Source organism: Candidatus Rickettsia tasmaniensis, from assembly GCF_036857515.1.
Taxonomy (GTDB): domain Bacteria; phylum Pseudomonadota; class Alphaproteobacteria; order Rickettsiales; family Rickettsiaceae; genus Rickettsia; species Rickettsia rickettsii.
On sequence record NZ_JAQCNX010000044.1, the window covers coordinates 1 to 3,263 of the forward strand.

The window sequence follows — 3,263 nt, forward strand, 5'->3', positions numbered from 1 at the left end:
GTTTTAGCACAACTACTTAATATTTCTTGTAAACATTTATTAGCAGCGACACCGCCGGCAATAACTATATTCTTCTTATCAAAATTATTTGTTATTTGTTCATATGCTCTAATAGCATATTGTACCTTACTACTAAAAGATTGGCAAGGAAAACCAGCACATAAAATAGCATGTTTAGGGATTTTGGTTTCTGATATTTCCGTATAATATCACCGTATGGCTTATCACCGAAATTTCTTTTATATGCTTCTTGTACGTCTTTGTCTATATCAGCAGAAAAAACACATTCAAGACCCTTTATTTCCAAGGCTTTTCTAAAACCACCGATACCACAAAATAAATCTATAAATTTATACATAAATTATACTACTAAACTTAGGAAGCGGAATTTTCTTTTTTAGCTTTAGTTGTTTTTGTTTTCTCAGGTGATTTTTCTTTATCTATTTTTATAGTAGATGAATCATTAAAAGGAAATTTATTCTCCTCTTCTGAATCTAAAGCTCTACCACTAAGTAAATTTTTAATTTGCTGACCGGACAATGTCTCATATTCAATTAAAGCATTTGCTAAGGTATGAAGCTGATCTATATGTTTTGTTAAAATAACTTTTGCAAATTCATATCCTTGCGTAATAATTCTTTTAACTTCAGCATCAATTAACTCTGCAGTAGCTTCCGAGGTTTCATTATTAGGTTGTCTACCATACATATCGTCACCACTTGAACCGTGAAATATCGGTCCTATTAAATCACTTAAACCTGCTTTTGTAACCATCGCTCTTGCAATATTAGTTGCACCTTTTATATCCGATGAAGCTCCTGAGGTAACTTTATTTCTACCGAAAATAATTTCCTCCGCTACTCTTCCTGCCATATAAACTGCTATAGATGATTCCATCTGTTCACGATTCTGAGAATATTCATCAGTTTCAGGAAGTCTTTGCACCATCCCAAGAGCATTACCACGCGGTATAATCGTAGCCTTATGAATAGGTGATGCTGCAGGACAATAAAGTCCTACTAATGCATGTCCGCCTTCATGATATGCAGTCAACCTTTTTTCTTTCTCCGACATTGCAATAGAGCGACGTGCAACTCCCATCAGCACCTTATCTTTTGCCTCTTCCATGTCGTGCATATCTACTTCTTTCTTACCAAGCCTTGCAGCAATAAGAGCAGCTTCATTAACTAAGTTAGCAAGTTCAGCACCGGAAAAGCCCGGGGTACCACGAGCAATAATTCGTGCTAGTACCGTACTATTATATTTAATTTTCTTTAAATGTACTTTTAGAATTTGCTCACGACCGTTTATATCAGGGTTTGCAACGGCAATTTGACGATCAAACCTACCGGGACGCAGTAATGCACGATCAAGAACGTCAGGACGGTTTGTAGCTGCAATGATCACAACTCCCTCGTTTGCTTCAAATCCATCCATTTCGACTAACATTTGGTTTAAGGTTTGCTCACGTTCATCATTGCCGCCACCCATACCGATACCTCTATGGCGACCTACCGCATCAATTTCATCGATAAAGATAATACAAGGAGCATTACGTTTACCCTGTTCAAACATGTCACGCACACGGCTTGCACCGACACCTACAAACATTTCAACAAAATCAGAGCCGGATATGCTAAAAAACGGAACATTAGCCTCACCTGCAATTGCTTTAGCAAGAAGTGTCTTACCGGTTCCGGGAGGACCTATAAGTAAGCAGCCTTTCGGTATTTTACCGCCAAGCTTTTGGAACTTGCTTGGATCTCTTAAAAAATCTACTATTTCAGTTAATTCTTCTTTTGCTTCATCGATACCTGCTACATCTTTAAAGGTAATTTTTGGTCCTTTATCTGATAGCAACCTAGCTTTAGATTTTCCAAACCCCATGGCTTTCCCGCCTCCATGCATTTGACGCATGAAAAAAAACCAAACACCTATCAATAAAAGCATAGGAAACCAAGAAATTAAGAAGCCTAAAAAGGTATTCATTCTTGTTTCAATAGGCACTACTTCAATATTAACGTCATTGCTAGTAAGACGATTTACTAAATCAGGATAATCAGGAGCATAAGTGTTAAAAGTAGAGCCGTCATTTGAAGTGCCTTCAATTACTCTACCCTGAATTTTTACCGAATTAACGGTCTTTTCATCAACTCGTGTTAAAAAATCCGAGAAAGTTATATTATTTCTTCCGCCAAGTAAACCGTCAGATTGGAACACATTAAAAAGTAATATTACAAAAATAAAAAGTGCTGACCAAGCTAAAATACTTCTACCTTGATTATTCATCGATATAAAACCTAATAAAAATTTTTATTGGTATAAGAGAGGTCTGTAAATAAATTTTAATTAGTAGTTAAAATTTATTTACAGATAACCTCTTAAATACCGGTGTTAGCAAAAATGGGTAAAACGAGATACAAAATTTGGAGCAAAAGATACTTCAAAGTTCCACATATCGTTATCATAATATGATATATGTGGTATTGCTATAACTTTTTCAAGTATTTTAATGATAGGTAAGGTCAATAAAACTGCATTGTGGTTTTTGCAGGATAGATTTTTCAAAGGTTCTAAATCTAATTGTTTCTTTATTATTTTATAATCTTCTAACGATAGATGAGTTACAAAACAATTTGGAGTTTCTTGATTTTTTGTGATACAAAATCTATTATCCCAAATAACGGATTTACCTAGTAATATTTTACTCTCAGGTAATTTTTTGCCGAATTCCCTGTATATAAGTAACTCGTTTTGTATACGCTTAATTATACAGCCATGAAGTGTATTCTTAAAGTTTACGTCTTGAGTAATTAATTTCAAAATAGGTTCTACCGAATAAAAACGAGCTACTCTAGATTGTCCACTAATTATTATCAGTAAAAAATTAATTATTTGTACTTTCACCTCATTTGAAAACTTATCAAATTTAACTAAATCAAGAAAAGCAAAGCCATATTCAAAAATCTTGACCGCTTCAGCTATCGCCGATATTAATTCAGGCTTAAACCCGTTTTCTATAAGTTTGTTGGTTTTAAGTTGTTGTGAGATTATTGCGGCTTTAGACATCTTTCCAAACTTCGCTTCTAGAGGTAATTTAGACGCCGTTCCGGTACTCACATCCTCACGTGGCATTGTTGCGTGGATCAATTTTATCTCTGTCACCCCGTGGCTTGACCACGGGATCCAGTTAAAAATACTAAAATTATTAGTACTTTTAACTGCTCACCATGAAGATGATTACGTAGAAAATTTTTGTTTAA

Annotated in this window: 1 protein-coding gene and 4 pseudogenes; all 5 read right to left on the reverse strand. The window is 34.8% G+C overall.

Annotation, left to right across the window (positions count from 1 at the left end; genetic code table 11):
• Window positions 1–134, reverse strand: a pseudogene (locus O6R16_RS07570) (tRNA (adenosine(37)-N6)-threonylcarbamoyltransferase complex transferase subunit TsaD); the annotation flags it as partial.
• Window positions 132–307 (reverse strand): annotated as a pseudogene (locus tag O6R16_RS07575) (DNA cytosine methyltransferase); the annotation flags it as partial. The pseudogenes O6R16_RS07575 and O6R16_RS07570, both read right to left, overlap by 3 nt.
• A 68-nt stretch (window positions 308–375) precedes the next feature.
• On the reverse strand, window positions 376–2,289 hold the full coding sequence (gene ftsH, locus O6R16_RS07580) for an ATP-dependent zinc metalloprotease FtsH (protein ID WP_499680666.1): 1,914 nt from the start codon (window positions 2,287–2,289) through the stop codon (window positions 376–378).
• 105 nt (window positions 2,290–2,394) lie between these two features.
• A pseudogene (locus tag O6R16_RS07585) lies at window positions 2,395–3,063 on the reverse strand (tRNA lysidine(34) synthetase TilS); the annotation flags it as partial.
• Window positions 3,060–3,138, reverse strand: a pseudogene (locus O6R16_RS07590) (palindromic element RPE1 domain-containing protein); the annotation flags it as partial. The pseudogenes O6R16_RS07590 and O6R16_RS07585, both read right to left, overlap by 4 nt.
• Between the last annotated feature and the right edge of the window lie 125 nt (window positions 3,139–3,263).

What these genes read in the sequence shown, in the direction of transcription:
- ftsH (WP_499680666.1), bottom strand. Translation starts at nt 2,289, where the DNA reads ATGAATAATCAAGGTAGAAGTATTTTAGCTTGGTCAGCACTTTTTATT.